The sequence below is a fragment of the Luteibacter sp. P4_D7_3 genome, from assembly GCF_056401735.1.
In genome coordinates, this window is sequence record NZ_JBFUIT010000279.1 from 1 (window position 1) to 5,163 (window position 5,163).

Below are 5,163 nucleotides of genomic sequence, written 5' to 3' on the forward strand. Positions count from 1 at the left end.
CTATCTATCCCTTTAGGAGCCGATTCATCGGCGATCCTGCGGCAGCGGGCCGGTTGCGGCAAGCACCCATCTCAGCCTATCGGCGAGCACCCATCGCCGCTGAAGCGGCTCCCACATGTTCGGGTCGACGTATCGCTTCGCTTCCCAGCTCGCCGCGCAGTCTCGGCAGGAAGCCTTCGTACTCGCGCTGCACGAAGGCGATAAGCCCTTCGCGCACCTTGCAGCGCAGATCCCACGACTTGCTCGAACTCGAAGAACTGACCAGTGCCCGCAGCTGCATCGCCTTGTCATTGGTGTCGACCACCTGCAGCACGCAGACACGGCCATCCCATTCCGGTGCCTGCTTGCAAAGACGCTCGAGCTCGCCACGCAGCGGATCCAGCGGCAGGCCGTAGTCAAACCACAGCATGGCCGAGCCGAGCACCTGCGAGCTGGTACGTGTCCAGTTCTGGAAGGGATTCTCGATGAAGTACTGCAGCGGCACGACAAGGCGGCGTTCGTCCCAGATACGTATGACGACATACGTGCTGGTGATCTCTTCGATCTTGCCCCACTCGCCTTCGACCACCACCACGTCGTCGAGTCGGATCGGCTGGGTCAGCGCGATCTGCAGCCCTGCAATGAGGTTGCCCAGCACGGGCTTGGCCGCAAGGCCCACGGCGAGGCCGGCAACGCCCGCCGATGCCAGAAGCGTGGCGCCGAATTGGCGCACGACGGGAAACGTCATCAGGGCCACACCGGCGCCCAATACGATGGCGACGACGCTGCCCGTGCGGCTGAGCACGCGCGCCTGCGTCTGCACACGACGCGCGCGGAGGTTGTCTTCCAGGTCGAGTGGATTGAAGCGCGACACCGTGGCATCGAGTGCGCCGATACAGCGGACGATGAACCATGTGCAGGCAACGATGAGTCCCAGGCTGATGACATGCTCGATGCCATCGATCAGGCGTGCCGGCTCATCGGGCGATGCGCGAAAGGCGATGAGCAGCATCGCCAACGGCACGACGGCTTCCATAGGGGCATTCGCCCGGGCGATGATGCTGGCCCCCATCGGGTGACCGACGGCGAAGCGACGCAGCAAGAATTTCACCAAACGGCGAAGAACACCCGCGACGGCCAGCGCGATAACGATAATCAACGCAAAACGCGTCCACGGATGCGCGAAATCTGGCATCCAGTCGGCAAGTTTCATGGTCCACAGCCTAACGGCCGGGATGTCCACGTTATGTTGTGGCGCAGCAATAACGAGGTAAAGTGCCCACGATGACCGAGCTTTTCGTCCTGCCCGATGTGCTTGAACACGGCCTGTCGCTGGTATTCTGCGGAACGGCTGCCGGCACACGTTCCGCGCAGGATCGCGCGTACTACGCGCATCCCGGCAACATGTTCTGGCGGACGGTTTTCGCGATTGGACTCACGCCCCGGCTTCTCGCTCCGGCGGAGTTCCCCTTGATGCCAGCCTTCGGCCTAGGCCTCACGGACCTCTCCAAGTTCCATTACGGCAACGACAGCGAGCTACCGTCGGACGCCTTCGACATCGCCGCCCTGCGCGCGAAGATCGAGACCTTCTCACCTCGCGTACTCGCCTTCACCAGCAAGCACGCCGGCGCGTCGGCACTCGGCAAGCCCGTCGCCTACGGACTACAACCGACGACGTTCGGCAGCACGCAACTGTTCGTCCTGCCCTCACCTTCCGGCCAGGCGCGGCGTTCGTGGAACACCGGCACCTGGCAGGAGCTTGCCGACGTCGTGCGCGCTCAGCCGCCCGGGATCGAGCGGTAGGCGCGTACGTCGTTGGGTGACACTGACGCGGCCTTGTTCGACCAGGCCTGACGTATGTACGTCACGACCGCCGCCGCATCGTCGTCCGACAAGGTCTGCGAAAACGGCGGCATCGAATAAGGACGCGGATTGCCAGCCGTTCCCGGCGCGAACCCACCCGACAACACGATACGAATCGCGTTGATCCCGGTCGGCTCGACGACGGACGAATTGCCGTCCAGCGGCGGATACGCATCACCCTTCCCGCGCCCATCGGCCGCATGGCATCCCGCGCACTGGTCCGTGTAGACCTTCTGCCCCGTCTTCGCGAGATCGGCGGCGTCGGCGGCGGATTCGTGTTGGCGCGGCGGTGCACGTTCGGGAAGCGATTTCAGGTACGTGGCCATCGCGGCGAGGTCACTGTCGTCGAGATGCTGCGTGCTGCGGATCACCACGTCGGCCATCGGACCGAAGGCCGTGCCCTTCCGCGAGCGTCCGGTCTTGAGCAACGCCACGACATCGGCCTCGGTCCAGCCACTCAGCCCGCCGTTCGGACCCATGGACAGATCGGGCGCGTACCAGTTCTGCACGGGTACAAGGCCGCCGGCGACGAAGGGATCGGTGATCATGGCGCCAAACGTGTTGCGCGGGGCGTGACACTCGTTGCAGTGCCCGAGCCCCTGCACGAGGTACGCGCCGCGATTCCACGACGCCGATTGTTTCGGATCGGGCTGGTACTCGCCCTCGTCGAAGTAGAGCAACCGCCAGGATCCCATCAACGAACGCATGCTGTACGGCCAGCGCAAGGCCGGCTCCGTGTGCGCGAGCTTCACCGGCGGAAGGCTCTTCAGGTACGCGAAGATCGCATCGGTGTCGGCGCGCGTGACCTTCGTGTACGACGTAAACGGAAACGCGGGATACAACGACGTGCCGTCGTGCCCCTTGCCCGAGTGCATGGCGTGATAGAAGTCGTCGGCCGTCCAGCCGCCCAGGCCTGTTTCCCGATCGGGTGTGAGGTTGGGTGCCGTGATCGCACCGAACGGGGTCGGGACGACGTGTCCGCCCGCGAACGACTGACCGTTGCGTGCGGTGTGGCAGGAGTCGCAGTCGCCGGCGAGCGTGAGGTAGTGACCCCGCGCGACGAGGTCGTCGGCGCTGGCGGTCCATGCCGTGCAGACCAGCGCGAATGCAGCGAACACACGTAGGAAAGGCTTCATGTGCCCCCTCCCAATACGCCGCAACGCAGTGGGGGCGTGAGGCTGCCCTCGGGTTCCGCATGTGCATTTTCCGGTACGGGACGCTGGGCGAGCCAGGCCGAGACCGCGCTGATGTCGGCGTCGCTAAGGCGACTGACGATGGTCTTCATGCAGTCCGGCGCCACCGTGTTTCGCGTATTCGTGCGCCAGGAACCCAGCTGGGCGCTGATGTAGTCGTATGGCAGGCCGACGAGCCCGGGGATGTCCGGCTGCACGCCCGTGAGGTTCGGGCCGTGACAGGCCATGCAGGGAGGAATGGCGCGGGCGGAATCGCCCTTGGTGGCCAGTTGCTCGCCACGCGCCATCGCTGCCGGTGATGTCGCCGGTACATCGTGCAGCGCGTACGGCACATCTTGCGCGGAGAAGTACTCGGCGATCTCACGCATGAAATCGTCGGTGAGCGGGCCGACCGTGTACTCCATGATCGGGTAGTGCCGCAGACCGCGCTGGAAGTCCTGCATCTGCCGATGCAGGTAGCCCGCCGGCTTGCCGGCCAGGCGCGGGTTGAAACCGTTGCTGCCACCTTCCCCGTGCTCACCGTGACAGCTGGTGCAGGCGGCGATGCGCTGGACCAGCGTGTCGGGCACCGGCGGCGTCTCGGCGGCCATGGCCTGCATGGCGCAGAACGCGGCGGCGGAAATGACCAGCCGGCGGAAAAGACGACGCATGTGGCACTCCCTGGCGTTTCGTTGACAAGCCCGGCAAGAGTCGCGCGGGCATGACTTCCGTGCAGTATAGCCACGCACGGCAATGCGGTAGATTGCACGCAGTCGCCATCGCATCGCCAGGGGGAAAAGACATATGCAGCATGTATGGATCAGGCCGGCCGCACTGACACTGGCCCTCACCGTCACGTTTTCCGCGAGCGCCGTGCAGGCACGCACCGCGAACGAAGACGACGCCTTTGCGTCCATTGCGACGATTCGCCAGGCATATGCCACGGGTACGCTGACGCCCGAAGGCCTCACCACCCTCTTCCTCTCGCGGATCGCCACGATCGACAAGGCGGGGCCGACGGTGAATGCCGTGCTGGAAACCAACCCGGACGCCCTGGCCATTGCACGCAAAGCGGGCAAGAACGGTCCGCTGGCCGGCATCCCCATCCTGCTCAAGGACAACATCGATACGGGCGACCGCATGCAGACCACGGCCGGCTCGCTCGCGCTGGTGGGCAAGCCGGCGCCGCACGACTCGGCGGTCGCAGCGAAGCTGCGCAAGGCGGGTGCCGTGATCCTCGGCAAGACCAACCTGAGTGAATGGGCCAACATGCGCAGCAACCACGCCACCAGTGGCTGGACGGGACGCGGTGGCCTCACGGTCAATCCCTATGTGCTCGACCGCAATGCCTGTGGCTCGAGCGCGGGCTCGGGGTCGGCGGTCGCCGCCGGCCTTGCCACCGTAGCGATCGGCAGCGAGACCGACGGCTCGATCATCTGCCCCGCCTCGATGACAGGCCTCGTCGGTATCAAACCGACGGTCGGGCTGGTCAGCCGCACGGGCATCATTCCCATCTCGCACAGCCAGGACACCGCCGGCCCGATGGCACGTAGTGTCGCCGACGCCGCGACGGTCCTCAGCGCGATCGCCGGCAGCGATCCACGCGACCCGGCAACGAAAGATGCTGACAAGCACGCCACCGATTACACGAAGTTCCTCGACCCGAATGGTCTACGCGGCAAGCGCATCGGCGTGGTGCGGCAGCTGGGTGGCATCGAGCCGAATGCGGATCGCGCGTTGGAAAAAACCATCGCCATCCTCAAAGCGCAGGGTGCGACCGTGGTCGACCCCGTCGAGATTCCGCATCTGAAGGAGCTCAGCGAGCACGAGATCGACGTGCTGCTTTACGAGTTCAAGCACGACATCAACGCCTACCTCGCCGGCCGCCCCGACCAGCCGATGAAAACGCTGGCCGACCTCATCGCGTTCAACGACCGGGAAGCCGCGAAGGAGATGCCGTGGTTTGGCCAGGAGTTGTTCCTGCAGGCACAGGCGAAGGCCGATCTCACCGACCCGACGTACATCGAGATCCGCGACCGCAACCAGCGTCTTGCCGGGCCCGAAGGCATCGACGCGGCGCTGGCGAAGGATCACCTCGACGCCCTGCTCGCCCCGAGCTGGGGCCCGGCGTTCGTCAACGACCTGGTCC

General features: G+C 65.3%; 5 protein-coding genes. 2 read left to right on the top strand and 3 right to left on the bottom strand.

What is annotated here, in order from left to right:
* Window positions 1-76: 76 nt before the first annotated feature.
* Complete coding sequence (locus tag AC1DSN_RS17985) at window positions 77-1,192, bottom strand: mechanosensitive ion channel family protein (RefSeq protein ID WP_477332010.1); 1,116 nt, start codon at window positions 1,190-1,192, stop codon at window positions 77-79.
* 71 nt (window positions 1,193-1,263) lie between these two features.
* Here AC1DSN_RS17985 and AC1DSN_RS17990 point away from each other — a divergent pair, with 71 nt between their 5' ends.
* Window positions 1,264-1,782 carry a mismatch-specific DNA-glycosylase gene (locus AC1DSN_RS17990; RefSeq protein ID WP_477332012.1) on the top strand — a complete coding sequence of 173 codons (519 nt, stop codon included), beginning with the start codon at window positions 1,264-1,266 and terminating at the stop codon, window positions 1,780-1,782.
* Here the strand turns inward: AC1DSN_RS17990 and AC1DSN_RS17995 are convergent.
* On the bottom strand, window positions 1,758-2,978 hold the full coding sequence (locus AC1DSN_RS17995) for a c-type cytochrome (protein ID WP_477295619.1): 1,221 nt from the start codon (window positions 2,976-2,978) through the stop codon (window positions 1,758-1,760). The genes AC1DSN_RS17990 and AC1DSN_RS17995 overlap by 25 nt on opposite strands.
* Window positions 2,975-3,685, bottom strand: a complete 711-nt coding sequence (locus AC1DSN_RS18000; protein ID WP_477295621.1) for a c-type cytochrome — start codon at window positions 3,683-3,685, stop codon at window positions 2,975-2,977. The genes AC1DSN_RS17995 and AC1DSN_RS18000 overlap by 4 nt, the downstream gene beginning before the upstream one ends.
* Window positions 3,686-3,818: 133 nt before the next feature.
* On the opposite strand from AC1DSN_RS18000, the gene AC1DSN_RS18005 reads away from it, so the two are divergent.
* Window positions 3,819-5,163 (top strand): amidase (locus tag AC1DSN_RS18005; protein WP_477332014.1); only part of this gene is annotated, 1,345 nt, incomplete at its 3' end.